18 protein-coding genes and 3 pseudogenes are annotated in these 25009 nt (G+C 64.9%); 13 read left to right on the plus strand and 8 right to left on the minus strand.

What is annotated here, in order from left to right; translation table 11 throughout:
- Positions 1–98: 98 nt before the first annotated feature.
- Both C7W88_RS19470 and pedF read right to left on the minus strand, forming a co-directional pair.
- Entirely contained in the window at positions 99–959 is an 861-nt protein-coding gene (locus C7W88_RS19470) for an ABC transporter substrate-binding protein (RefSeq protein WP_118075195.1), read from the minus strand.
- Between the two features lie 5 nt (positions 960–964).
- The gene (gene pedF / locus C7W88_RS19475) at positions 965–1411 is read right to left on the minus strand and encodes a cytochrome c-550 PedF (protein WP_118075196.1); all 447 of its coding nucleotides are present in this window, start codon (positions 1409–1411) and stop codon (positions 965–967) included.
- A gap of 148 nt (positions 1412–1559) precedes the next feature.
- On the opposite strand from pedF, the gene C7W88_RS19480 reads away from it, so the two are divergent.
- The 6 genes and pseudogenes from C7W88_RS19480 to C7W88_RS19495 all read left to right on the plus strand — a co-directional run bounded on the left by C7W88_RS19480 (position 1560) and on the right by C7W88_RS19495 (position 8485).
- Positions 1560–2534, plus strand: coding sequence for a PQQ-dependent catabolism-associated beta-propeller protein (locus C7W88_RS19480; RefSeq protein WP_118075904.1), 975 nt, complete (start codon positions 1560–1562; stop codon positions 2532–2534).
- 124 nt (positions 2535–2658) lie between these two features.
- Positions 2659–4089 (plus strand): porin, encoded by a 1431-nt coding sequence (locus C7W88_RS19485; RefSeq protein WP_118075197.1) that lies wholly within the window; start codon positions 2659–2661, stop codon positions 4087–4089.
- 120 nt (positions 4090–4209) lie between these two features.
- A pseudogene (locus tag C7W88_RS19490) lies at positions 4210–5634 on the plus strand (TonB-dependent receptor plug domain-containing protein); the annotation flags it as partial.
- A gap of 113 nt (positions 5635–5747) precedes the next feature.
- Positions 5748–6077: pseudogene (locus tag C7W88_RS24950) on the plus strand (TonB-dependent receptor domain-containing protein); the annotation flags it as partial.
- Between the two features lie 12 nt (positions 6078–6089).
- Entirely contained in the window at positions 6090–6230 is a 141-nt protein-coding gene (locus C7W88_RS24955; protein ID WP_370073285.1) for a hypothetical protein, read from the plus strand.
- Complete coding sequence (locus C7W88_RS19495; RefSeq protein WP_240345117.1) at positions 6230–8485, plus strand: TonB-dependent receptor; 2256 nt, start codon at positions 6230–6232, stop codon at positions 8483–8485. The genes C7W88_RS24955 and C7W88_RS19495 overlap by 1 nt, the downstream gene beginning before the upstream one ends.
- Here the strand turns inward: C7W88_RS19495 and C7W88_RS19500 are convergent, their stop codons facing one another.
- Positions 8486–9424 (minus strand): quinoprotein relay system zinc metallohydrolase 1, encoded by a 939-nt coding sequence (locus C7W88_RS19500; RefSeq protein WP_118075198.1) that lies wholly within the window; start codon positions 9422–9424, stop codon positions 8486–8488.
- Complete coding sequence (locus C7W88_RS19505; protein WP_118075199.1) at positions 9421–10179, minus strand: quinoprotein dehydrogenase-associated SoxYZ-like carrier; 759 nt, start codon at positions 10177–10179, stop codon at positions 9421–9423. The genes C7W88_RS19500 and C7W88_RS19505 overlap by 4 nt, the downstream gene beginning before the upstream one ends.
- A gap of 184 nt (positions 10180–10363) precedes the next feature.
- Here C7W88_RS19505 and C7W88_RS19510 point away from each other — a divergent pair, with 184 nt between their 5' ends.
- The gene (locus C7W88_RS19510; RefSeq protein ID WP_118075200.1) at positions 10364–10849 is read left to right on the plus strand and encodes a rhodanese-like domain-containing protein; all 486 of its coding nucleotides are present in this window, start codon (positions 10364–10366) and stop codon (positions 10847–10849) included.
- Positions 10850–10992: 143 nt separating this feature from the next.
- Here the strand turns inward: C7W88_RS19510 and C7W88_RS19515 are convergent, their stop codons facing one another.
- The 3 genes from C7W88_RS19515 to C7W88_RS19525 form a co-directional block, all read right to left on the minus strand.
- The gene (locus C7W88_RS19515) at positions 10993–11358 is read right to left on the minus strand and encodes a cytochrome c family protein (protein ID WP_118075201.1); all 366 of its coding nucleotides are present in this window, start codon (positions 11356–11358) and stop codon (positions 10993–10995) included.
- Between the two features lie 84 nt (positions 11359–11442).
- Positions 11443–12228: a ThuA domain-containing protein gene (locus C7W88_RS19520; protein ID WP_118075202.1), complete on the minus strand. Its 786-nt coding sequence runs from the start codon at positions 12226–12228 to the stop codon at positions 11443–11445.
- A 132-nt stretch (positions 12229–12360) separates the two neighbouring features.
- Positions 12361–13761, minus strand: coding sequence for an SRPBCC family protein (locus tag C7W88_RS19525; protein WP_118075203.1), 1401 nt, complete (start codon positions 13759–13761; stop codon positions 12361–12363).
- 154 nt (positions 13762–13915) lie between these two features.
- On the opposite strand from C7W88_RS19525, the gene C7W88_RS19530 reads away from it, so the two are divergent.
- The 3 genes and pseudogenes from C7W88_RS19530 to C7W88_RS19540 all read left to right on the plus strand — a co-directional run bounded on the left by C7W88_RS19530 (position 13916) and on the right by C7W88_RS19540 (position 16291).
- Positions 13916–14698 (plus strand): SDR family NAD(P)-dependent oxidoreductase, encoded by a 783-nt coding sequence (locus tag C7W88_RS19530; protein ID WP_118075204.1) that lies wholly within the window; start codon positions 13916–13918, stop codon positions 14696–14698.
- A gap of 5 nt (positions 14699–14703) precedes the next feature.
- Positions 14704–15518: pseudogene (locus C7W88_RS19535) on the plus strand (SDR family NAD(P)-dependent oxidoreductase).
- Entirely contained in the window at positions 15515–16291 is a 777-nt protein-coding gene (locus C7W88_RS19540; protein ID WP_118075206.1) for an SDR family NAD(P)-dependent oxidoreductase, read from the plus strand. The pseudogene C7W88_RS19535 and the gene C7W88_RS19540 overlap by 4 nt, the downstream one beginning before the upstream one ends.
- Before the next feature lie 83 nt (positions 16292–16374).
- Here the strand turns inward: C7W88_RS19540 and C7W88_RS19545 are convergent, their stop codons facing one another.
- Positions 16375–18594 (minus strand): TonB-dependent receptor, encoded by a 2220-nt coding sequence (locus C7W88_RS19545; protein WP_118075207.1) that lies wholly within the window; start codon positions 18592–18594, stop codon positions 16375–16377.
- Between the two features lie 465 nt (positions 18595–19059).
- On the opposite strand from C7W88_RS19545, the gene C7W88_RS19550 reads away from it, so the two are divergent.
- The 3 genes from C7W88_RS19550 to C7W88_RS19560 all read left to right on the plus strand — a co-directional run bounded on the left by C7W88_RS19550 (position 19060) and on the right by C7W88_RS19560 (position 24650).
- Positions 19060–20670 carry a carboxylesterase/lipase family protein gene (locus tag C7W88_RS19550; RefSeq protein ID WP_240345118.1) on the plus strand — a complete coding sequence of 537 codons (1611 nt, stop codon included), beginning with the start codon at positions 19060–19062 and terminating at the stop codon, positions 20668–20670.
- A 99-nt stretch (positions 20671–20769) separates the two neighbouring features.
- Positions 20770–23391 (plus strand): glycoside hydrolase family 2 protein, encoded by a 2622-nt coding sequence (locus tag C7W88_RS19555; protein ID WP_240345119.1) that lies wholly within the window; start codon positions 20770–20772, stop codon positions 23389–23391.
- Positions 23392–23414: 23 nt separating this feature from the next.
- Entirely contained in the window at positions 23415–24650 is a 1236-nt protein-coding gene (locus C7W88_RS19560) for an MFS transporter (protein ID WP_118075210.1), read from the plus strand.
- Positions 24651–25009 lie beyond the last annotated feature (359 nt).

A 25009-nucleotide genomic window follows, 5' to 3' on the forward strand; every position in this document is an offset into this window, starting at 1 on the left:
GACCGCAGCAAAAAACGGTTCGGGGAACACCGGTCGCAGTCGGTGTTCCCGTCCCCCGTTGGCCCGCCGATCAAGGATGGCGGGTGCGAGCTGACCGTTCAGGATTGCGCGGAGAGCGCAGGCCTCCAGGTCACGCCGTGGCGCTTGAACAGCGCGGCCATGCGCCCGTCGCCAATCATCTGCTCCAGCACTTCCTCAAGCCTGAAGCCCAAATTGCGCGAGTTTTCCTTGACCGCGATGCCGATGTCCCAGCCCGGCGACATCATCATCGGCAGCGGCCCTTTCCGCACCTTGATCCCGGCCTCGGGGTAGTCGGCGACGACCGCCTCGATCTGCGCAGTGGTCGCCACGGTGAAGTCGGCGCTGCCATCCACCAGCGCGGCGGGCGCGTCATAGCCGTTGGGAACGTGGATCAGATCCTTGGCAAGGACGCCGCCCGCATGGCCCAGTAGGTAGAAATCAGGGATCGATGCGAGTTCGGCGGTAATCTTGTGCCCCTTGAACGCCGCCGGCACCGCCTCGCAGTTGCCGCCATCGCGCGAACAGGCCGCGCCAAAAGTCTCGCGGTAGTAGGGCGCCAGGAACACGACGTTGTCTTCCTGCTGTATCAACTGCCGTTCGAACGGCACGTGCAGCATCACGTCGCAGGGCTGGAAGCCGAGCAGCCCGCCGCGCCAGACGACGTTGCGCAAGTCGTCCGAAATGTCCTCGCCCGCCAGGAACAGCTGCAAGTCGGCCCGCACGCCCAGCGCATCGGCCAGCGCGCGGGCGATGTCCGCATCGATGCCCGCCACCTTGCCGTCCTGGTTCCACGACCATGGCCGGTTGTCCGCATAGAGTCCGACCCGAAGGACTCCCAGGTCTTTGACCTTCTCAAGCGGTGCGGCAATGGCATTGGACGACGCGGCCAGCGCGGATAGCGCCAGCCCCTGCAGGAACGAACGCCTGCTGGCGCGCATCCGGCTCACTCTTCGGTATGCTTGGATTCGATCCAGGTGCGGATCGCCCATCCGGCCTTCTGGCCCAGCACTTCGCCGAACGGCGGCATGTAGACCTTGCCATCGCGCGAAGAGCCGTGCTGGAAGCGCTGGACGAACCATTCGTCGCCGCTGTCGCCGGTTTCAAGGTAGCGCAGGTCAGGCGCAATCCCGCCCGAGATCGCGTCGAGCCCGTGGCAGCGTGCGCAATTCTGGCCATAGGCGGACTGACCGATTTCCAACGCCTTTTCGTTGCCGCGATAGGGGTTTACCGTCACCCAGGCGTCGTTGCCGCCGACGAGGTCGGGCAGGGCCGAAGTGTCAACCGCTTGCGGCGTGACATTGCCATGCGCGGAAAGGCTCGATGCGATGGCGCCGGTGGCGAGCGCAGCCGCCGCCAGCAGGGCGGCACGGCCCTTGGAGATCTTGATCATCAGTCATCCTCTGCGACACGGGTCCGGATGATCGTCCGCCCCGATAGTGCCCCTTGCTTATCGCGCTGCCGCGCACCTTCAAATTGAACCATGGTACAAGACCAAGGTGTAATTTATGCAGGCCTGCGCGCGCGCTATTGTGTGCAACATGGAGAGACAACTGAAGGCATTCGCAGCGGCGCTGCTGCTCGGCACCACCCTTGCGCCTGCCGCACACGCAACGCGCGCCTACATCAGCAACGAGCGGTCCTCGACCGTGACGGTGATCGACGTGGAGAAGGGCACCGTCGAGGCGGAATGGCCGGTTGGCAATCGCCCGCGTGGCATCGCCATGACGCGCGACGGGAAGGCCCTGCTCGTCGCCGCCAGTGCCGACAACGCGGTCGAGCTGCGCGATCCCGCCACCGGCGCGCTGATTGCCGCGCTGCCTTCGGGCGCTGACCCCGAACAGTTCTTCCCCGCCTACGCCGGAGACCTGCTGTTCGCCGCCAACGAGGACAACGGCGCGGTCACCGCCATAGACCTCGCCAATCGCAAGGTCGCCTGGCAGGTCGCCACCGGCAACGAGCCCGAAGGCGTCGCACAAAGTCCCGACGGCAAATGGCTGCTCGTCACCAGCGAGGAGGACAACACCGTCGCCTGGATCGATCTTGCCACCCGCAGCGTGGTGGAGGAGATGGAAACCGACGCCCGCCCGCGCCATATCGAATTCGAAGGCAGCGGCGCCAAGGTGTGGATCGCCGCCGAGATGGCCGGCACCGTCCAGATCGCTGACACCGCAACCAGGGCCATCGAACAGACCATGACCTTCGCGCCGCCCGGCGTGCCGGCCTACAAGGTCATGCCCTGCGGCATCCGCTTCACCCCCGATGGCAAGACGGCGATCGTCGCCCTCGGCCGGGCTGACAGCATCGCCGTGGTCGACGTTCCTACCCGCAAGGTGCGCGGCTACGTCAAGGTCGGAGATCGCCCCTGGCATCTCGCCATAACCCCGGACGGTACCCGCGCCATCGTCGCCAACGGCGCCAGCGATTCCGTCTCCTTCGTCGACATCGCCGCGATGCAGGTCACCGCCACAATTCCGGCGGGCAGCGGCCCTTGGGGCGTCGCGCTGGGGCGCTGATTGCCCTTCGTCATTATCCCAAAGTCCAACGCCCAAAGTCCAATATCGCAGTTTGTTTCCGCGCAGCATTGTCCCCGCTCAGTCGCAGAATAATCGACACGACCTTTCACGGAGGGGACCAGACATGAACATCAAGAAGGCGCTTTGCGCCTCGGTTGCGCTCGCCACGATGGCGATTGCGACCACGCCCGCCTACGCCGGCACGGCCGAACTGCTCAAGCGCCTGCACGAAAAGGGCATCCTCTCCGACGAGGAATATGCCGAGCTGCTGGCCGAAGAGAACAAGCCTTCGCCTGCCCCCGCTGCATCTGGCGCCGCCCCTGCTGGCGATACCATGACCCGCGCCACCGAATCCGTCGATTCCAGCCGCATGGTCCGCATGGCCGCATCCGGCATCGGCCTCGAAGTCGGCCCGGCCACGATCACCTTCTCGGGCTCGGTCAACGGCTTCTACGTCCACGACAATCCCGCCACGCCAACCGCCCGCACCGCGGTCACCGGCGGTATCGCCAGCGTCGGCGCCAACAATTCGAGCGCGATCCGCAACGGCCTGCTCCCCGGCTTCCTCAAGGTTTCGGTCGCGACCCAGCAGTCGGGCTGGGATGTCGGCGCCACCTTCGGCATGTACCCGGGCATCAACTCGACCGCCTGGGGCGCTCTGGGCGCCAACAACGGCGGCCAGCCGACCGCCCTTGCCACCGCCGGCATCGACTTCCGCCAGACCTACATGACCTTCGGCAAGCCCAATGTCGGCACCTTCAAGATCGGCCGCGATATCGGCCTGTTCGGGTCGGAGGGCATTCTCAACGATATCACCCTGCTGTCCTCGGGCACGCCCGGCAACAACGTCGCGCCCGGCAACACCACGCTGGGCCGCATCGGCGTGGGCTACATCTATACCGATTTCCAGCCGCAGATCACTTACACCACGCCCAACCTCAAGGGCCTGCAGGCGTCGGTCGGCGTGTTCCAGCCACTGTCCTCGCTCACCGGCCCGGCCGAAAGCAACTCGGCCCCCGGCTTCCAGGGCAAGGTCACGTATGACGGCAAGTTCGGCGACGTCGCCGCGCGCCTTTGGGTATCGGGCATCACGCAGAAGCACGATATCGTCGGCGGCGGCAGCTACACCGGCAGCGGCGTGGACTTCGGCGGCAAGGTGACGGTCGGCCCGGTCACCGCGACCGGCTACTACTACACCGCCAGCGGCCTCGGCACGACCGTGCTCGGCCTGTTCGACACCGGCCTTCCGCAGACCGGCTCCGGCATCGCCAAGCGCGATTCCAGCGGCTTCTACGCCCAGGCGCTGGCCACCTTCGGCAAGGTCTCGGTCGGCGGCAGCTATGGTGAGAGCCACCTCGATTACGCCAGCAACACCGATCGCCTCGCCAATCCAAACCTGCTCGACGTGAACTCCAGCTACGTCGGCCAGGTCCGCTATGGCCTGACCTCGTGGGTCACGCTGATCGGCGAATACGTGCATTCGAAGGCGGTCGCCCACTCGGGCAACAAGGCCGAGAGCGACGCGCTGGCGGTTGGCGGAATCCTGTTCTTCTGACCTGGGTTTCAAAAACTTAACATCCGATACGAAAGTCCACCCTTGTCGGCGGCGAAAATCTCCTCTCTTACCGCCGCCGACATACCTCTTTTCACATCGTCATCCGGAAAGTCGCAGCAGATGGACGACACCAAGTTTCTCAAGGCCTGCAGCCTCTTGGCCGCAGCCGCCCTCGCATCGACCGCGCTTCCGGCTTTCGCCGATGAAGGCCCCGGCGGCCAGATCGTCGTCACCGGCACCGGTCTCGAAAAGACGCCCGGTACGCCCGCCTATTCCAGCGTCGAGATCGGCCGCGATGCCATCACCACTTCGGCCTCGGGCCGCATCGAGGATGTGCTGACCTCCGTCGCAGGGTTCCAGCAGTTCCGCCGGTCGGACAGCCGCTCGTCCAACCCCTCGGCGCAGGGCGTCACCTTGCGCGCGCTGGGCGGTAACGCCACCAGCCGCGCGCTGGTCCTGCTCGATGGCGTGCCCATGGCCGATCCGTTCTTCGGCTATGTCCCGCTGCCAGCGCTCGCGCCTGAAACGCTCGGCGCGATCCGCGTCACGCGTGGTGGCGGCTCCGGCCCGTTCGGCGCCGGCGCGCTGTCCGGCACGATAGAACTCGAAAGCGCAGGCCCCGATCAACTCGGCCTCGTCAACGCCCAGCTCCTCGCCAGCCAGCGCGGCGAGACCGAAGCAGCCCTGAGCATCGCCCCCCGCCTCGGCTCGGGCTTCGCTGTCGTCTCCGGCCGCTGGGATCGCGGCAAGGGCTTCTTCACCACGCCTGAGGCGCAGCGCGTCCCCGCCACCGTCCGCGCCCGCTATGAATCGTGGTCCACACAAGTCCGCGCCGTCGCCCCGCTGACCGATACGGTCGAACTGCAAGCCCGCGCGCTGGTCTATCGCGACGACCGCCTGCTGCGCTTCAAGGGCGCCACCACCTCCAGCGAAGGACAGGACGCCAGCCTGCGCCTCGTCGGCCGCGGCGACTGGCAGTTCGATGCCCTGGCCTATGTCCAGGTGCGCAATTTCGACAACATCGTCGTCTCCGCCACCAGCTTCAAACCCACGCTCGATCAATACGATACGCCTGCCCAAGGGCTCGGCGGCAAGTTCGAGCTGCGCCCGCCGATGGGCGGGAACGACGTGCTGCGCCTTGGCGTGGACTGGCGCCGCGCCTCGGGCACGATGAAGGAAAACGCGATCAGCGCCGCCACCGGCGCGATTACCGCGCGTCGCCGGGCAGGGGGCAACAACACCGACCTCGGCTTCTATGCCGAGAACGACCTGACGCTGGGCAAGCTCGTGCTGACCGGCGGTCTGCGCGCCGATCGCACCGTGATCGCCGACGGCTACTTTGAAGTGCGCAACACGGCAGGCACTGTCACCAGCCGCACCGATTACGCCACGCAGACTGACTGGACGGTCACCTGGCGCGGTGGTGCCGTGCTGCGGGCCAGCAGCATGATCGCGTTGCGCGCGGCGGCCTACACCGGCCTGCGCCAGCCGACGCTCAACGAACTCTACCGCCCGTTCACCGTCTTCCCGGTCACCACGCAGGCCAACGCGGCCTTGCGCAACGAGAAGCAGAAGGGCTTTGAGGCGGGCATCGACCTCACCCCGCCGATGGCATCCGCCTGTCGGTCACCGGTTTCGACAACCGGGTCGAGAACGCCATCGCCAACGTCACCATCGGCACCAACCTGCGCCAGCGCCGCAATGTCGACCAGATCCGCGCACGCGGCATCGAAGCGGCAGCGCATGCCGAGGTGGGCATTGTCCGCTTCGATGGCTCGCTGGCATGGACCGACGCCGAAGTGCGCAACAGTCCGCTGTCGAACCTCACCGGCAAGCGCCCGGCACAGACCCCGCGCCTCGCCGCCTCGGCCACGCTCGGCCTTAGCCCTGCCGAAGGCTGGGACGTTGCGGCCACCCTGCGCCACGTCGGCCAGCAGTACGAGGACGACCTCCAGAGCGACAGCCTGAAGGCCGCGACGACACTCGACATGTTCGCGCAAGTGCCGCTGCCCCGTGGGATCAGCCTGGTCCTGCGCGCGGAAAACCTGTTCGATACCGAGATCGTCACCCGCAATTCGGGCGGCTCGATTGACCTTGGCAATCCGCGCACGCTCTGGGCAGGGGTGAGGGTGAAGATCTGATGATGCGCAAGCTGATCCCGCTGCTGTTCGCTGCCGGTTCCGCACCCGCTCTTGCTCAGAACGATCCGCAGATCGTCGTCAATGCCCCCGGCGGCACGATTGACCTTGACGAGGCCCGCGCGCTCGACCTTGCGGCTATCGACGCCTCGGGCCGCGCCGATCTCGGCCGCGCGCTAGAACGCGCCATTCCCGGCCTGACACTGGGCGAGGCCGCTGGCAATCCATGGCAGGCAACGCTGAACTGGCGCGGCTTCTCCGCCGGTGCGCTTCAGGGCATGGAGCAGGGCATTGCCGTCTATCTCGATGGCGTCCGCTTCAACCAGCCGTTCGGCGATGTCGTTCTGCTGGATCTCGTGCCCGATACGGTGCTCGTTGCCGCGCAGGTCAACGATGCCAACCCGGTGCTCGGCCGCAATGCGCTGGCGGGATCGGTGCTCGTCCAGACCGGCGACGGCGTGACCCTGTCCGGCCTGCGCGGCCAGGGCGATGTTGACAGCGAAGGGATGGCTGGCAGCGCGGTCAGCTATGGCACCGGCACCGCGCAAAGCAACCTGCTCGTCGCGTTCGAAGCGCGGCATGACAAAGGCTGGCGCGTGGCCAGTCCGTCGACGCTCTATCGCGGCTTTGCCAAGGGCATTCATCAGGGCGAGGGCTGGGGCATCGAACTCTCCGCCCTGGGTGCTTCGACCGATCTTACCGGCAACGGCGTCTCGCCGGTCGAACTGCTCGATGCGAAATACGATGCCGTGTTCACCCGGCCAGACAGCACCCGCACCCGCTTTGCCCGCATGGTCGCAGCGCCCTGGCTGCCTATCGGCGAAACCTCCCGCATCGAACTGCGCGCCCACTGGCAGTACCTTGATCGTCGCAATGCCAATGGCGACCTTGCCGATTTCGGCCCTTGCGATGCCAACCCGGCGCAGCTCTGCGTCGAGGATGAGGACGACAGCTACAGCGATCCGCTGTTTTCCAGCGGCAGTCCCGTTGCCGCGGACGCCGCAGGAGACGATCCTGCCGTGTTCAATCGCGGCAAGGAGCGCACGCAGGCCTATGGTGCCACGCTGCAATGGCTGGACACCGTCGAAACCGACCTCGGCACGCGTCGCATTGCGCTCGGCGGCACGTGGGAGCATGCCCGCACCCGCTTTGCCGCCCAGACCGATCTTGGCGAGCTGGAAGAAGATCGCTCGGTCGAGGATCTCGGCCTGCCGCTGATCTCGGCCGAAGGGGCGATCCAGCCGGTGTCGCTGGATTCCAAGCTCGACGATTTCGCCCTCTTCGCCAACCTCGAGATGCCGTTGACCGGGGCGCTCTCGGTCGAGGCCGGAGCGCGCTATTCGCACAACCGCGTGGTGATGGAAGACCAGTTGGGCACCGCGCTGAACGGTCGTCACAGCTTCGATCGTTTCAATCCTTCGGTCGAATTCGACTATGCCCTTGGCACCGGCCTTCATGCCACCGCCGGTTTCTCGCTGACCAGCCGCAATCCCACCCCTGCGGAATTGAGCTGCGCCGACCCGGAAGCCCCTTGCACCCTTGCAAACTTCTTCATCGCCGATCCGCCGCTCAGGCAGGTGACGGCAACCAACTGGCATGGCGGCCTGAGCGCAACCGGCAAGATGCTGGCCTGGCGCATCAACCTGTGGCGCTCTGAAACCAGCAACGATATCCGCATGATAGCCTCGAGCGTGCGCGGGCGGGCCTATTTCGCCAATCTCGGCCATACCCGCAGGCAGGGCATCGAAGCCTCGGCGGAATGGCGGCACGACGGCTGGCACGCGTCCGCCGCCTTTGCCTTCACCGATGCGCGCTTGCGCGATGCCTTCACCATGTCGAGCCCGTCGAACCCGGCGGCCGATGACGAGGGCACGATCATGGTCGCGCGCGGTGACCAGCTGCCTGCCGCGCCGCGCCACGCCCTCAACCTGCGCCTTGCGCGGGAGGCGCGGAGCTGGTCTGCCGGTATCACGATGCGCGCCCGCTCGGGCCAGTATCTCGCCGGCGACGAGGGCAACGACAATCCGCGCACGCCCGCCTATGCGGTGTTCGATCTCGATGGCGCGGTCAGCCTTGCGCCGGGCATTCGCCTTGTCGCGCAAGTGCGCAACTTGCTGAACAAGCGCTATGCCACCTTCGGCACTTTCAGCGAAGTTGACGAGATAGACCTTGCCGAAGCCCCCGGTGCCGAAAACCCCCGCGCCTACGCCCCCGGCGCCCCGCGCAGGCTGACGGTTTCGCTCAGGGCGGAGTTCTGATTACAAGCGCGGCAGCAGTTCCGCTTCCAATCCGGGATAGAAGTGCGAGACGCTGCGCTGCAATTCATAGCGCGCGGCCTTGAGCGTTGAAAACCGGGGAGGAATCGGAATGTCCCCAGCCTCGCTCATGTCGAGGCCCCTGGTCACCGCATCGCGCAGCGTCGCGTCGATCCAGTCGAGCCAATCGCGGGTCTGCGCGATTGCGGCGCCATCGCGGTCGATCGGCCCGTGCCCCGGCAGCAGCAGCTTGTGCGGCGTCGCGGCGAGCCGGCCAAGCGAGGCGCGCCAGTCGGGCAGGCTGGCGTGCGGCGTCGATGCGGCGCGATCGTGAAACACGAGGTCGCCTGCGATCAGCGTGCCGGTCGCCTCGTCCAGCAGTGCCAGATCGCCGCCGGAATGGCCTTTCAGCGCCAGCAGACGGAAGCTGCGCCCGCCAAATTGCGCTTGTCCTTCAGTGACATCGCCTTGCGGCAGGACGATTGCCGTTCCCTTCATCCAGTCGGCCAGCAGGCGGTACATCGCGTCCGAAAAGCCTTCGCCATCACGCTCCAGCTCAGCCCGCGTGGCGGGCAGGGCGTGGACCAAGGCCGGATCGAACGCCGCCGCGCCCATCGCATGGTCGGGGTGCAGGTGGCTGATGTAGACGCGGCTCACCGCCCTGCCGGTCAGCCGCTGCGCCATCGCGCCCAGCGCAAGGCCGTGTTCGCGCGATACGCCGGGGTCGAACAGCACTGCGCCCGCGTCTGTCGCGATGATCGCACTGTTGGCAATCGCGCCGCCGTTGGCAAAGGCGATGGCCTCGTCAGTGCCGCGCACCATCCACAGACCGTCCGCGATCTGCTCGGCCACGGGATTGTATTTGCCTGCAAATTTCTCGGCAAAGGCGGCAGCGGGGGTGAGCAGTCCGGCCAGCAACAGCGCCCTGCGGTCCAGCCTCACGCACCCACCTTGCCGGGAAACTCCAGGCCGGCGCTGTCGCGGGCTTCGAAGCTGATCGTGCCGGTTGCCTTGACCACCAGGGTGAAGGCCGGGTCTTCCGCCACGGAGCCAAAAATCTGCATCTGGCCCAATGCCTTGCCGCTGGCATCGCGGACGGTCAGCCGTTCGATGTTATAGGCTGGAATGTTCTCGACCAGCCCGGTGTCCATCGGGTGTCGGAAGGTCAGGCGAAGGCGTGTTTCTCCAGCCTTTTCAGGCCATTGCCCCGCCCGAACCTCGCCCAGATGGTCCGCCCAGTCCCCTTTCACGCGGCTGACCGGCGGGGCCGAGCAGCCGCCGCCTGCGGCGTCGATCCACGATCCGCCGACGTGCCACGTGCCGTCCTGCGTCTGTACCGCCGCGCGGACCGGGGTGCGCTGGTCGAGCTTGATCCGCGTGGCGAGGAAGGGTTCGGCCCCGGTGGGCGTGTAGTCCACGGCGACGGGGATGGGGTTGAGATCGGCGAAAAGCACGATGCGGCGCACGTCGGGCAAGGCGCGGGCATCCACAGTGACCGGAAAAACCCTTTGGTTTTCAGTAATTTCGGGAATGCGGACGGCAACGCGATCATCAAACACCACGGCGTCCTTGCCGAACAGGCGCGCGGCGTGGTGTTCCCACATTGGCGAGTGCAGCGGATCTGCAGGCGCCGCCAGCGCCGGTGCTGCGACCGGTATCAAGAGGGCGGCGATTGTCAGCTTTGCCTTCATGCGCATTCTCCCAAAGCACACTATGCGCGCATTGGCCGAGCGAGCATATTGGACCTTGGAATAAGGAGTAGGGAGCGGAAAAGGCCGTGAAATCAAGGCATCTGGCGCTTAGCCTGGCGATTTTCGCCGCTTTCCAACTCCCCGGCAACTCTAAGGCGCAGGCCCATGACTCTGCCGCAACTCCCCTCAACTGTTCGACACTGCGGGGTATCGCACGGCACGCTATCGCGCTCCGGTTGATCGCCTGCCGACACCGGCCGCTGCCATCACGCTGGAAGCGGCGCTTCGCCTCAGACCGGGGGTCGATGCGCTGTTCATCGATGTGCTGCCGGCGGAAGGCGGCGTGCGTGATCCGCTGACCGGGAAGTGGACGCTTGTTGCGCAGCATGAGACGATTCCAGGTGCAGCATGGCACCCTGAAACCGGGCGCGCGAATGCCGACGCGGTCCTGTGGCAGGGCCTGCGTAATGCGGTGAAGGCGGCCCGCTCAAATCGTCCCGCGCTGCCGGTGGTGGTGTTCTGCCGCAACGATTGCTGGATGAGCTGGAATGCGGCCCGGCGCCTGGCCAGCGACGGATTTGGCGAGGTTTACTGGTTTGCGGAAGGGATCGAGGGCTGGCACGAAGCGGGGCGGGGGTTGGTGCGTGCGGATCCGGTGGCTATTGGCAGAAAGTGATCCTCCCCTTTTTCATGAAGTGCAAAAGGGGAGGTGGCAGTCCGGAGGACTCACGGAGGGGTCAGGTTCATGCCCCTCCACCACCGCCTGCGGCGGCGGTCCCCTCCCCGTTTGTGCTGCGCAAAAACGGGGAGGATTTCATCCTACTTCAGCGTCTTGAGGTAGGCGATCAGTTCGGCGCGCTTGGCCTTGTCCTTGATGCCGGGGAAGCTCATGCGGTTGCCGGGGACGAGTTTTGCCGGGCTTTCCAGCCACTTGTCGAGCGTGGCGTCATCGAGCTTGAGGCCAGACTTCTTGACTGCATCCGAGAACTTGTAGGTGCCCTTGACGCCCATCTTGTGGCCATAGACGCCATAGAGGTTGGGGCCGATCTTGTCGGGCGCTCCCTTGGTGTTGCTGTGGCAGACGGCGCAGCGCGCCCAGGTTGAGGGCGGAGCGGCGGGGCCGGCCTGCGCGGTGGTGGCGGTCAGCAAGGCGCCGGTGAGCAGCGCGAGGCGGAGGGTGGTCATGTTGTCTCTCCCGGATTCGTTTACCCGGAAGGTGTGACACGACCCCCTGCGCGCCAAAATTGGACTTAGGACCGATGCGGGATTTCAGGCTTTCGCCGGACGGTCCTTGAGCCAGCCGATGCCGCGGCGCAGCAACTCGTAGAACACCGGCAGGTCCCAGGCGCAGCGGTCGACCGTGGGCCACCAATCAAGCATCGGTTGCAGATCATAGTGCCCGCGGCAATGGCCGAGCGTATTGTAGAGCACGCCGCCTTTGCCGTGGTCCTTCAGATACATGACGGCATGCTTGCCGATGGCATCTGCCGCCTCGACAAAGCCGGTGCCTTCCACGGTGCAATCTGTTTCGAGCAGGACGTGCAGGGCCCCGTGGTACTCCATGTGATAGAGTTCGTCGGTGGTCTCGAACGGCTCCACCCCTTGCACCAGCGGGTGATCGGGATCGGCGACCGTCACCGTATAGGGCGCGATCGGGGGGTGGCTGATGAACTGGCTGCCGAGCAGGTCCATCATCAGCGGCGCCCAGCGCGGCGCGTCCCACAGGTCCTTGTTGGGGCCATCGGTGAGGAAGCGCAGGACCGAGTTGGTGCCGTGCAGCGCATACCAGCGCCCACCCGCGTGCAGCCAATCGCGCAAGGCTTCCTGCGCCTTCAATGAGGGCGTGACGTCGCAGGTGTAGGTGATCAGGATGTCGGCGGCGCGGATTGCCTCGATGTTCTCGTAGTCCTCGAACACGCGGGTGCGGATCGCCGGATCCTCGGCCAGCAGCTTGAGGATTTCGAGGCGGGCGAAGTCCATGTCATGCCAGACGCCGCCGCAGACGAACACGCAGTCGATGCGCGGGGGGTGAACGTCCGTTGTGTTTTCAGTCACTTGGTATCACCTCTAGAACTGGCAGCCGCTTGACCTTGGCGGTTTTGTTCTTTTGCAAACGCTGGCGTGGGATGCCCACCCCCAACCCCTCCCGCCTGCGGGAGGGGAGCAAGGAGGGGGTGCCTTTTCCGCTCAAGCGTTCAGGTACTTGTCGAGCGTCTGGTGGAACTGGCGGATGCGGATTTCCTGATAGTCGCCGAGATTGACTTCGCCGGTCTTGGAGGCGTGGAGGCCGTCCTGGACATAGGGCAGGTTGTCCATGTCCTGTTCGAAGACGTGGCCCAGCACGCCCAGTTCGGGCGCATCGGTCCACTTCTGCTCGTTGGTGAGCAGCTTCATCGGCACGCCGTGCGGCATGGGATCGCCCTTCTTGACGCGGGCGAGGATGCGCACTTCCATCAGGCAGGTGTCGGGCGTCTTTCCGGGGCGCCAGCGGTAGACGATGTTCGGCATGAAGCCGCCCCACGGCGCGAAGTTGGGGAAGACGTTGTAAACAAGGCCATCGAGCAGTTCGGCGTCGGTGGCGTGATCGTGATCGTAGCCGGTTTGCGCGGTGTAGCCTGCGCGCATGGCGGCGCCCAATGCGGCGCGTGCGGTCATGCCTTCGGGCACGCTGACGGCGAAAGGATCGCCAGACGCGTCGTAGTTGTCAGCCGAGCGGCCATTGTACTTGCAGAACTCGTCGACGATCCACTGCTGCGTCTTGCCGTTGGGATCGACGTGCGGGGACATGATGCCGAACGGCACGTGGTTGACGTTCACGTTGTCGCCATAGGTCCAGTAGGCGCTGTTGGCATCGCCGGTGAAGGGCAGCAACTGCGGGTGGGTGACGACGGTGTGCCAGGCTTCCATGAAGGCTTCGGCAGTGACCTTCCAGTTGGCCGGGACTTCCTTGGCCACCCAGATCACCGTGGTGCATTCCTCATGCCGCCAGCGCTTGAAGAATTCCGGCAGCGGGGCGAGGTATTCCTCGAGCGTGGGGCCGCCCGGCTCCTCACGCAGGAAGATGTAGCCGCCCCAACGACCGACTTCGGCCTCGGGCAGGTGCATCTTTTCGGCCGAGAGGTGCTTGAAGTCCCACGGACAGGGCATGCCGGCAAAGCTGCCGTCCTTGTTCCAGGCAAAGCCGTGGAACGGGCAGGTGAAGGTGTCGGCGGTGCCGTCCTGGTCACGCAGCTTGCGGCCGCGATGGAGGCAGACGTTGTGCATCGCCTTGACGCTGCCGTCTTCCTGGCGGGAGATCAGCCATGAGCGGCCGGCGTTCTCGAACACGGTGTAGTCACCGGCTTCGGGGATGTCCTCCTCGCGCGCGGCGAACTGCCAGACGTGGGGCCACATCTTTTCGCGCTCGAGACGGGCGAAGTCTTCCGAGGTGTAGCGCTCTGCCGCCAAGGGTTCCGAGCCGCGATACTGGTAGCTTTCTTCGGTGAGCATGGCCGGAGCGGGGCGCGAATCCTGCGCCAGCAGTTCCTGCCAGCTGATCGCCTCGCATCGTGCCTTGCCGCCACCCATGTTGGGATCGCTGTCAGCCATTCTCTCGTTCCTTGCCCTTATTCCGGTCAATGCTGCCGGTTTTGCCGCCCTTGCGCGCGCGCGTCACCTTGCTGAAAGCATAGGTTGCACGGCTGCCGCCTGCGCGTAACCACTGACGCTATAAACTGACGCAGATTCTTGCGGGAGAGAACAATTGTCCAAGAGGCTTGAAGGGAAAGTCGCCCTGATCACTGGCGGCACCACCGGCATCGGCGCGGCCACGGTGGCGCGCCTGGCGCAAGAGGGAGCCAAGGTCTGGTTCACCGGATCGAAGGAGGAAGAGGCGGCGGCGCTCTGCGCCCAGACCGGCGCCGTGTTCCGCAAGCACCGCGTGCAGGATGCGGCGAGCTGGCCCGCGCTGATTGACGAGATCATCGCCGCCGAGGGCCGGCTCGACATCGCCTTCGCCAACGCCGGGACCGAGCGCGGCGATGCCAGCATCGAGGACGTTTCGATCGACGACTGGAACAATGTGGTTGCAATCAACCAGACCGGCGTGATGCTGACCGTGCAGAACGCGATTGCGGGCATGAAGCGCAATCCCGATGGGCCGAAAGGCTCGATCGTGATCAATTCCTCGATGAACGCCACGCGGCCCCTGGGCAATTACGTGACCTATTCGGTGACCAAGGCGGCGGTTTGCGCGCTGGCCAAGTCGGCTGCGGTGCATTGCGGGCAGAAGGGCTATGCCATCCGCGTCAACGCGATCCTGCCGGGCGTGGTGGAAACCCCACTGATCCAGCAGATCATGAACGCGCAGCCCGATCCTGCGGCCGCACGCGCGATGTACGAAGGCATGGCCCCGATGAAGCGCATGGCCCAGCTCAATGAAGTGGCGGGGCTGGTCGCCTACCTTTCGAGCGACGAGGCCGGGTTCATCTCCGGCGCGGAATACGCGATCGACGGCGCGACGACCGCCGGCATGATGGGGGTCTGAGCAACATGGAACTTGCTGCACAGCGCCTGAAGGGGCGCGTTGCCTTCGTATCGGGGGCCTTCGCGGCATCGGCCTTGCCTGCGCCGAGCGCTTTCTGGCCGAGGGTGCCGAAGTCGTGCTGTCGGACCTCGACGCCGAGGACAGCGACACCGCGACCGAAGTGATGGGCCGTCTCGGCCAGGCCGCGAGCTACATCAGCGCCAACGTGGCCAAGGAAGAGGACTGGGAGCGTGCCGTCGCTCTGGTGAAAGAGCGCCACGGCAAGTGCCACGTGCTGGTCAACAATGCCGGGATCGATCTGACCGGGCCGGTCGAGAGCCTCTCGATGGAAGGCTGGCGGCGGATCATGTCGATCAACGTCGACGGCGTGTTCCTTGGCACCAAGCATTTCGTGCCGCTGATGGCGGAGAGTGGCAAGGACTTCCGCGGCGGTTCCTCGATCATCAACGTCAGCTCGATCATGGGGCTGGTGGGGATGAACGAGGTTTCGGCTTACAACGCCAGCAAGGGCGCGGTGCGGCTGTTCACCAAGGGCATCGCCATCGAATTCGCCCAGAAGAAGACGCCGATCCGCGCCAATTCGCTGCACCCCGGCTTTGTCGAGACGCCGCTGCTCAAGGCTGGGTTCCAGCGCTGGGTGGATCAGGGCTTTGCCGAAAAGCCGGATGACCTGGTGGCGGGCGTGGTTGGCGCGACGCCGATCGGGCGTCTGGCGCAGCCGAGCGAGCTGGCGAGCGCCGCGTTCTTCCTCGCCAGCGAGGATTCAAGCTACATGACCGGCGCAGAGCTGGTGATCGACGGGGGATGGACCGCACAATGATCGGACTGGACAATGTAGTCGCCGTCGTCACCGGCGCGGCGGGGGGCATCGGGCGCGAGCTGGTCAAGGCGCTGAAGGCGGCCAACGCTACAGTCATCGCCACCGATCTGGCCGCCGAGGCGCAGATCGAAGGCGCGGACCACTATCTCAAGCATGACGTGACGAGCGAGGCCGACTGGCAGGCCGTGGCGGCGCTGGTGCAGGACAAGTACGGGCGGCTCGACGCGCTGGTGAACAACGCCGGCTATTCGATCGTGACGAAGTTCGAGGAAACGCCGCTTGCCGATTTCCACCGCGTCAACGCGATCAATGTGGATTCGATCATCATCGGCACGCAGATCCTGCTGCCGCTGCTGAAAGAGGGCGGCAAGGCGCGTTCCGGCGGGGCTTCGGTGGTCAACTTCTCCAGCGTCGGCGGCCTGCGCGGGGCGGCGTTCAATGCGGCCTATTGCACCAGCAAGGCGGCGGTGAAGATGCTGAGCAAGTGCCTTGGCGCTGAATTCGCAGCGCTCGGCTACAACATCCGCGTCAATTCGGTGCATCCGGGCGGGATCGATACGGGCATGCTCAATTCGATCATGGACCGTTATGTAGAGCTGGGCGCGGTACCTTCGCGCGAGGTGGCGATGCAGGGCATCGTTGCCAACCACCCGATCGGCCGCATGGGCCGGCCAGAGGAAATGGGCGGCGGCGTGGTCTATCTCTGCTCGGACGCGGCGAGCTTTGTCACTTGCGCCGAGTTCGTGATGGACGGTGGCTTCAGCCAGGTCTGACGGCGGCGTTTCGCTGTCCTGCCCCAGGACGTGAAAGGCAAGGCGGCCAGGCTCAGGGTGAGCCTGGCCGCTGCTTTTGGTGCTTAGAAGTTGTAGTTGGCGCGGATGCCGAAGTAACGGCGCGAGTTGCGCGAGAGTACCTGGTTCACCGACGTTGGCTGACCACCGACGAGGCCGCCGACGTTGGAGGCGAAGTGCTTGTCGAACAGGTTGTTGACGAACAGCGTCACGCGATACTGATCGTCGCGCTGGCGGACGCCGATGCTGCCGTTGAGCACGCCATAGGCCTTCTGGAAGTACAGCGGGTTCTGGAACAGGTCGAAGTTGACGCGGCTCTGGTAACGATAGTCGAGCGTGACGAAGCCATCGAACGGCATCGAGTCCATGAAGATGTCGTACATGGCCGAGGCGTTGAACATGAACTTCGGCGCGTTCGGCAGGCGCTTGCCCGCAAGGTTCTGCGCGCGAGCGGTGCCGCTGCCGCTGCCATCGATGTCGAAGCAGATCGGATCGGTGGTCTGGATGGTGTTGCAGTTTGCCAGCGGATATTCGGTGATGATCGCGTCCATCCAGGTGCCGGCGAGATCGAACGACAGTTCGCGCGTCGGCTTGGTCTGCAGTTCCAGTTCGATACCGCGGGTGCGCAGCTTGCCCACGTTGTTGAGCTGGAACTGGATCGACTGGTCAGGCTGAACCACCGCCGACTGCGACTGGAATTTCTTGTAATCGGTCCAGAAGCCGGTGAGGTTGAACTGCACGCGATTGTCGAGGAAGCGGCTCTTGAAGCCGATTTCGTAGGTGTGCGAGGTTTCCGGCTTCACCGGGTTGGCAGCACGCGCGGGCGTGAAGCCGGACGAGACGTCGTAGCCCTGGCCCTTGTAGCCGGTGGCGAACGAAGCGTAGACCATGACGCGCTCGGCAACATCCTGACGCAGGGCGATCTTGCCAGTGATGGCATCGTCGCTCGCGTTGCCCGTGCAGACCGCAAGGCAGATGGCATTGTTGGCAGGCTGCGTGGCAGGCACGTTCAGACGCTGGAACGAGACGTCGATCTTCTCGTGGTTGTAGCGGATGCCGGCATCGAGGTGCGTGGTGGCGGCAAGATCGTAGGTGCCCTGGGCGAAGGCGGCGTAAGTCTTGGTGCCGGCATTCGATACCCACTTGGAAAGAAGCGGGCCGGACGGGCCGCGATCGAACGAACGATCGGTCTCGCCGTTCGAGAAGAAGGCGCCGAGGATGTATTGGAACGGACCCGGCGCGGTTGAAACCAGGCGCAGTTCCTGCGTGACGTTCTTCGTGTCGTAGGGGCTGGACTGCACGAGGCCGGTTGCCGATCCGAACACGGGGAGGTTGAGCTGCTCGACATCGTCCTGCGTGTCGAGGCCCCACTTCTGGTAGCTGGTGATCGAGATCAGGTCGACGCTGCCGAGATCGATGCTGATGCGACCGCTGACATTGGTCGACTCGCCCTTGGCGATTCCGTCGTAGTTCTGGTTGAGCAGGTAGTTGCCAGGGCCAGCCTTGATCGTGCCGAGGTTGGTGGCAAGCGATGCACCGAAAACAGTCGCGCCGGGAGCGAAGCTGAGCACGGTGCGCGGCGTCGAATTGCCGTCGGTCTCCGAATGCTCTGCCGAGATCGTGACCTTCACGCTGTCGGACAGGTCGGCAACAAGCTTGCCGCGGATGCCCCAGCTTTCGTCGGCACCGAGATAGTTGCCGGTGGCGAGGTTCTTCACGTAACCGCGGAAGTCGCTGTAGAAGCCGTTGATGCGGAAGCCGACGTTCTCACCCAGCGGGCCGGAGATACCGGCTTCGACCCGGTATTCCTCGTCCGTGGTGGCCGATGCGGCGATGCGTCCCGAGAAAGTCTCGGTTGGAGCGCGGGTGACAATGTTGACGACACCGGCCGAGGCATTCTTGCCGAACAGCGTGCCCTGGGGGCCGCGCAGCACTTCGATGCGCTCGATGTCGGTCAGGGTGCTGAAGGCCTGGCCCTGGTTCAGGATCGGAACGTCATCGACGACGACCGAGACGGCGGGCTCAACACCGATGCTGAACACCGAGGTGCCGATGCCGCGCAGGTTGATGCTGTTACCGGTGCGCTGCGTGCCCTGGGTAATGGTAAGACCAGGTGCGACCTGCGCAAGGTTTTCGAACTGGGTGATGCCCTTGTTGGCAATCGCTTCGGCCGAAAGCGCCGTAACCGAAACAGGGACCTGCTGCAGGTTCTGCTCGCGCTTCTGCGCGGTGACGACGATTTCTTCGAGACCGCCTTCGGGGCTTCCTGCGCCTGGGCTGCGGATGTGATGGCGAGCAGCGAGATGCTGGCTCCAAGATAAGCTTTGCGGAACATATTGATCCTCCCTTCTGTCTCAAGTTGGACTGGCCAATCTCACAGAATGTTCAACCACACAAGTATCCATCACACAAATTATCCGGCCTTTGATCATGAAAAGTTTGGATAATAATGATAGATTTCGCGTATGACGAAGGTTTGGGCATGTATATGGGCCATCTGGCACCGCCGCGAAGGGTGTGGGTTACACTTTGTTTTTGCTTCAAATTTTAGTGAGAAAGGCGGTTTGGAGGATTGCCTGACACTTGAATCCGTGCAAAACCAATTGTGGTCAGGCCAAATTGTGGTTACCAGCGCAAGGTGCCGATCAGGACAATCCCGCAACCGCGCAGACCGCTTGGCTGCAGGTATCATTGGAAGCAACTGGCCCATCATCCGGCAATCGTCGGGCGAAAAAGGAGGGTGCGTGGCCTTGAAGACGACCGCAACGAGGCTGGCAGCCATTGCGCTGGCTTCTGCCACGATACTGCTGGCTGCGCCGTCTTTCGCTCGCAGCGCTGATCACGCGGGCGTCGCCAGGACCGTGAAGACGGCGGCCGGGCTGGTGCGGGGCATTGCGCAGCGCGACGGCGTCCAGGCCTATCTCGGCATCCCTTATGCCAAGCCTCCGGTGCGAGAATTGCGCTGGCGGGCGCCGCAACCCGTCGACGCGTGGCAGGGCGTGCGCAACGCTGACCGCTTTTCGCCGCTGTGCGTGCAGCCGATGCGCAGCAGCTTGGCAAACCAGTATTCCGGCGCTGAAGCGATTTCGGAAGACTGCCTCTATCTCAACGTCTGGACGCGCCCTGCTTTGCGCAAGGCTCCGGTGATCGTCTACATTCACGGCGGCGCCTTCTATGTCGGTTCGGGCAGTGTCGGCATCTACGGCGGCGAAGCGCTGGCGCGCGAGGGGGCGGTCATCGTCAACCTCAACTATCGCGTCGGGCCGCTGGGCTTTCTGGCAACGCCCGAATTGCGCGCCGAATCCGGCGATGGCGCTTCAGGCAACTACGGGCTGCTGGATCAGATTGCCGCGCTGCGCTGGGTCCGGGACAACATCGCGCGCTTCGGTGGCGATCCTGACAATGTGACCATTGTCGGGCAGTCGGCCGGTTCGATGTCGGTGCTGGCCTTGCAGGTAAGCCCGCTTGCCAAGGGCCTGTTCCACAAGGCCGTGGGCATGAGCGGGGCGATGATTGCAGGGCCGATCAAGCTGCCATCGCGGTCAGAGGCCGAGGACGCCGGGACAAGGCTGATGGCGGCGTGGAAGGCGAGCAACCTTGCCGAGCTGCGGGCCATGCCGGCCGACCGGCTGGTCGTGCCGCGCGTGCCGGGCGGGCCGAGTACGGGGCCGGCCATTGACGGCCATGTCCTGCCCGATGCCATACCGGCGCTGTTCGCCGCGCGGCGGCAGAGCGATGTGCCGCTGCTTCTGGGCTTCACCCGTGACGAGGCGCTGGGCGGGATGGGGCCGGTGACGTCACTGGAGGACTACAGGGCCAAGGCTCGCGAGCGCTTTGGTGTGCAGGCCGATCGCTTCCTTGCGCTCTATCCCGCCAGCAACGACGGTCAGGCGCAGGAGCAGGCACGCATGGCCGATCGCGACGAGACGATGGTGTTGGGGATGTTCGAATGGGCCAGCCTGCAGGCGGCGCATGGAACGGCGCCCGCATATGCCTACCAGTTTTCACGGCCACATCACTATGTCGCGGGGGTGCGGTTTGCCGATCTCGATCCGGCAAGGGCGGGGGCCTATCACACCTCAGAGGTGCCGTTCTGGCTGGGCACGCTCGATGCGTTCGACCGCTATCGCCCGACGCGCGCCTGGACCCCGCAGGATCGCGCGATGAGCCACGCGATGATGCAGACGCTCCTGGCATTTGCCCGCACCGGCAAGCCCGAGACAAGCGGCGTTTCCTGGCCGCGCTTTGCTGCCGATCGGCCGCGTCTGGTAGAATTTGCCGAAACGGCGGCGCAGCAGGACTGGCCCGATCCGCACAGGCTTGCCTTCTTCAAGGCGTTCCACGCCGCCAGCCCTCGATAGTTTCGACCAACCAGAATGGATACCCGGAGAGAACCGATGCGAGAATTCCCGGCAGTTCGTGCCAAAGCAGGCCTCAGGGCCTCCGTCGCGTGTCTGATCATGGCTGCAACCGCGCCGGCCCTTGCGCAGGAAGCGCGCGACGTGACGGTGCTGGATGCCGGCTGGCGGTTCACGGCCGAGGATGCGCAAGGGGCTGTTGCACCGGAGTTTGCCGATGCGACCTGGGCGCAGGTTTCGGTGCCGCACAGCTGGAACCGGGTTGGATATTACAAGCATGACCTGGGCGGCACCAACACCGCGGCGAACGTGGACAAGCGGCTGGGCATCGGCTGGTATCGCCTGCATTTCGCCACGCCAGCCGGAGCCAAGGGCAAGCGGCATTGGCTGGAGTTCGATGCGGCGAGCCGCGTGGCCAAGGTCTGGCTCAACGGTGTTTATCTGGGCGAACATCGCGGCGGATTCTCGCGCTTTCGGTTCGATGCCACGGCGGCGATGAAGGCTGATGGCGATAACGTGCTGGTCGTGCGCGTGGACAATGCGCAGCCCAAGGCTGGCGGCTCCACCGCTGATGTCCTGCCGCTTTCGGGCGACTTCTTCGTGCATGGCGGGCTGTACCGGCCGGTGCGGCTGGTGACGACTGCGCCGTTGCATATCGACCTCGCCGATGCAGGCGGGCCGGGCGTGCGCGCGACGACGGTAAGGGCTGACAAGGATCAGGCGCAGGTCGATCTGGTGGTCCGCGTGGCCAACGATGCCGCGAAGTCTGCCAAGGCCAGCGTGAAGGTCAGCCTGGTTGATCGCGAGGGGCGTGAGGCGGCCTCTGCAGTCGTTCCAGCGATGGTTGCAGCAGGCAAGACCGGCGAGTTTTCGGCGCGGCTTGCCCTGACCAATCCGCACCTGTGGCACGGCACTGCCGATCCCTATCTTTACGATCTGGTCACGCAGGTGGTGCAGGCGGACGGGGCCGTCTCTGACGAAGTGCGGCAGGCCTATGGCTTGCGCTCGATGGCGTTCGATCCTGACCGCGGCTTCCTGCTCAACGGCCAGCCCTATCGCCTGCGCGGCGTGGGCTATCACCAGGACCGTGACGGCAAGGGCTGGGCGATCAGCCGCGAGGACGTGGCGGAGGACATCGCCACCTTGCGCGACATGGGCGCGAACACGATCCGCCTGACGCATTATCAGCACGGACAGGACGTGCACGATCTGGCCGACCGCGCCGGGATGGTGGTGTGGGACGAGATTCCGCTGGTTTCAGTGTGGACTCTGGCTGGCAGCAAGGTGCCAGATCCGGCGCTGGTTGCCAATGCGAAGTCGCAGCTGACCGAACTGGTGCGGCAGAACCAGAACCATGCCGCCTCGGCGATCTGGAGCATCGCCAACGAGGTGGACTTCGGCAATTCGCTGCCGGCCTTCCTGTTTGGCGGCGCTGACGGGCGCGAGGTCGATCCTCTGCCGCTGCTGAACGAGTTGCAGAAGACGGCCAAGGCGCTCGACCCTTCGCGGCCTACATCTTTGGCCACGTGCTGCGAGGCGCGGGCCTTTGGCAACGACGTGGAAATCCCCACCACGGCGGTTGCCGCCGATCTTGGCGGGGCCAACCGCTATTTCGGCTGGTACTTCGGCAAGGCCGGTGATCTCGGCCCGCATCTTGATGGCCTGCGTGCAAAGCGGCCGCAGCAGCCGCTGGCGGTGACGGAGTATGGCGCAGGTGGTGCCTTGACCATGCACACTGACAACGTGCTGGGCGGCCCGGCGGATTCACGCGGTGCGGCGCAGCCCGAGGAATATGAGAGCTATATCCACGAAACCGCGCTGGCGCAGCTCGATGCGCGGCCCTGGCTTTACGCTGCGTGGCTGTGGAACTCGTTCGACTTTGCCACGACCGTGCGCACCGAAGGCGATGCGCAGGACATCAATACCAAGGGCCTGATCGCCTACGACCACAAGACCCGCAAGGACGCCTTCTGGTTCTACAAGGCGAACTGGAACTCCGAGCCGATGGTTCACATCACGTCCAAGCGCTATGTAAACCGCGCCTATCCGGTGGCGGATGTGAAGATCTACAGCAACACCGCGAGCACCGAACTGCTGCTCAATGGCCGCTCGCTTGGGGTGAAGCAGGACTGCCCGCAGAAGGCCTGCGTGTGGACGGGCGTCCGGCTGGACGAGGGCAGCAATGCGCTGGTGGCGCGGGGTGTTCATGCCGGCGGAACGGTGGAGGACAGCGCAAGCTGGACGCTGGCGGCCGAGACGGCGCGCAAGTTCGTGATTGACGCTGGAGCGCTGCTGGCAGCCAAGAGCGAAGGCCGCGTGCTGGGATCGGACAACTGGTTCGAAGGTGGCACCGCCGCCTCGCTCGACAAGCCGGCGGACTACGGCAAGCCTGCCGTGCCGACTGCCATTGCTGGCACGAACGACCGGGGCGCTTTGGCGACTTATCGCACCGGCACGTTCTCCTACCGCGTGCCTTTGGCCGATGGGCGCTACAAGGTGACGCTGTGGTTCGCGACCGACGCTGCGCAGAAGGCTGGCACGTTTGACGTGAAGAGCGGAAAGAAAGCGCTGCTGCGCAAGTTCCAGCCCGCAATACCGGCGAGCGGGGCGGTGGCCGAGGCCAAGGTGTTCACGATAAAGGCCAAGGGCGAACTGGCGCTCGATTTCGTCAGTGGCACCAGCGATGCGCGAGTCTCGATGATCGAGATCGAGCGGCTGCGCTGACCTTCAGGCAACGGACGGGAACGATGCTCAGGAAACTTCCGCTGCGCTGGTGGATCATCGCGCTGATCACGCTCGGCACGATCCTCAACTACCTTGCGCGCTCGACGCTGTCGGTGGCGGCGCCCACGCTCAAGACCGAGTTTGCGATGACGACCGAGCAATACAGCTGGGTCGTGCTGGCGTTCCAGGCGAGCTACACGGTGATGCAGACGGTGGCGGGCGCGGTGCTCGATGCGCTGGGCACGCGGCTGGGGTTCTTGCTCTTTGCCGTCGGCTGGGCGCTGAGCAACATGGCGCACGCTTTTGCCACGGGTTGGATGAGCCTTGCCTTCTTCCGCTCGCTGCTTGGCGCGAGCGAGGCAGCGGCGATTCCGGCGGGCACGAAGACGGTGGCGCAGTGGTTTCCGGCGAAGGAAAAGCCGCTGGCCACCAGCCTGTTCCAGATGGGCACGAGCGTTGGCAACATGATCGCGCCGCCGCTGGTGGCGTTCTGCATCCTGGCGTGGAACTGGCAGGCGGCGTTTCTGGTCACGGGCGCGCTCAGCCTCGTCTGGGCGGGGATGTGGTGGGTCGCCTATCGCGATCCGGCCGAGCACCCGCGTCTTCCGCAGGCAGAGCGTGACGCGATCGTGGCGATGAACCAGCCCGATGCGACCAAGCCTGCGACCAAGGGGCAGGTGCTGCGCAGCCGTTCGTTCTGGGCGATTGCGGTGCCGCGATTCCTTGCAGAACCTGCCTGGCAGACGTTCAACTTCTTCATCCCGCTTTATCTCGTCGCAGTGTGGAAGCTGGACCTCAAGTCTATCGCGCTGTGGGCGTGGTTGCCGTTTCTGGCGGCAGACTTCGGCAGTCTGGCCGCAGGGTTGCTGCCGCCTTGGCTGATGAAGCGCGGTTCCTCGATGCTGTCATCGCGCAAGATCACGATGACGATGGGCGCGCTGTGCATGGTCGGGCCTGCCTGCATCGGCCTTGCCGCCTCGCCCGAGATGGCGATTGCGCTGTTCTGCATCGGCGGCTTTGCCCACCAGTTGCTCAACGGCGCGCTGATTACCCTGTGCGCCGATGTGTTCGACAGCCGCACCGTGGGCACGGCAAGCGGCATGGCCGGGACCTCGGCGTGGATCGGCGGCATGCTGTTCACGCTGCTGATCGGCCAGAGCGCGGATGTGTTCGGCTACAATCCGCTGTTCGTCGCGCTGGCGGGGCTGGACCTGCTGGCGGCGGTGGTGCTGTGGAGCCTGCTGAGGGCGAAATCCTAGGCGGCTTGGCGAGATTTCCGCACTGACGGGACGACCGCTATTGTGGATCGCCGGGAGGGCAGTGAATGGCTGGGATGGGGTGGAAAACGGACATCATCGGCCCAGCGGTTCTGTAGTCACGAACTAAGCGCATCAGCCATCATGACCAGCCCCAGGACACCGTAGGCACCGTTTACAAGCGCAATCAACCACAACCAGGCAGGTGGGTCATCGATGGTCGCGTCTAGGCGCAGATAGTGCATGGCGCTGATCTCGCCGCAACGCAGTAATCTGATGAACTGATAACCTGCCCAAGCGACTAGCATGGCTCCTGTCAGACCTATTAGCCAGATCACCTATTCTCTCTCGTGTCGCTATTC

It is taken from the genome of Novosphingobium sp. THN1, from assembly GCF_003454795.1.
Taxonomy (GTDB): domain Bacteria; phylum Pseudomonadota; class Alphaproteobacteria; order Sphingomonadales; family Sphingomonadaceae; genus Novosphingobium.